Here is a 1,066-nt window from a genome sequence, read left to right as displayed (position 1 = left end):
GTACTTTAGTACTCATTCGGCCGTTTTATCCTTGGTTCAATGCCTCCTAACAGTAAAGATCATGCGGCTCTGCTATTCAAGTACGCGCTAACAATTTGATTCGCGTATAATTTTCGAATCGAGCAGGAGGTTGCAATGAGTTCATGGAAACAGGCTGTCCAAGCGCAGCTGTTATTTGCGCAGAAAATGCTGTCAGAAGCCCAAGATCTTGAGGCTTCTGGCGCGCCTTTATTAGGCGTTAGGATGTATCAAAACGGTGCAATTTTGAGTGCGCGCGAGCTTTGGGCGTGCTGGTTGAATGAGTGGGTGGGGCTATTAGCACCCAAAGCAAAGAAGGCACGGGTTTTGTCTTTGCAAGACTTTGAGCAAACGTTTGCTGGCTCTCCCAGTCTTGATCAACTAAAGGCAGAGTTAAAGCAACCTGATAGTTGGGTAAAGGGTTTTATAGAATTGGAGCGATTAAATGCAATAGATTGGGCCGACTCAGCTAGCATGGCGGATAAAAAAACAAATGATGAGAACGCGGTTGTTTATGACGGGCTAAGCATCGTTCAGCTCGATATTCGACCGTGCTCTGTATTAAACGGCCTCAATGATATCTCCCGAATGTTAACAGAGTTAAAACTGTTTATTGAGCATGTCAGAGAACAGCATTCAGAATGGTAGTTGTGTTACCATATCGACCAAATTAAGACAGTAGTTCGGAGTCAGTGTGAGTACAGATAGTTCGTTTTTGGAAATTGTAGAGCAAGACGACGGAGAGTTCGTGCTTAAGCGCATGGATGACGAAGAAGCATTGGTGACTATTCAGTTTTCAGAAGAAGTTATTGAGTATCTTCGCGAACACCAGGTTGATGTTGCCAAGGCTATGATCGGCGCAGGTGTCCAAACTGCAAGCGCGAAAACGCGCGCAGCATATGAAGCAAAACAGGAAGACGAAGTGCCTTCGACGATTCATTAAACGAGGGCCTTCGATGCACACATCTCGAAAGGCTGAAACTTCGAGCGGTTAATTCTAATCTTCAAAACAACTTTAAATGGGGCGTAAAGCCCCATTTTTTATTTC

Annotated in this window: 2 protein-coding genes; both read left to right on the top strand. The window is 44.7% G+C overall.

The features are described from left to right. The first annotated feature begins 135 nt into the window (after window positions 1–135). A complete protein-coding gene (locus A3750_RS20275) occupies window positions 136–666 on the top strand; it encodes a hypothetical protein (protein WP_068451196.1) in 531 nt (176 codons plus the stop codon). 46 nt (window positions 667–712) lie between these two features. After that, window positions 713–961: a hypothetical protein gene (locus A3750_RS20270; protein WP_082862980.1), complete on the top strand. Its 249-nt coding sequence runs from the start codon at window positions 713–715 to the stop codon at window positions 959–961. Window positions 962–1,066 lie beyond the last annotated feature (105 nt).

It is taken from the genome of Oleiphilus sp. HI0079, from assembly GCF_001635105.1.
Note: the sequence above shows the minus strand (reverse complement) of the source record. Positions and strands in the feature narration are given on the sequence as shown.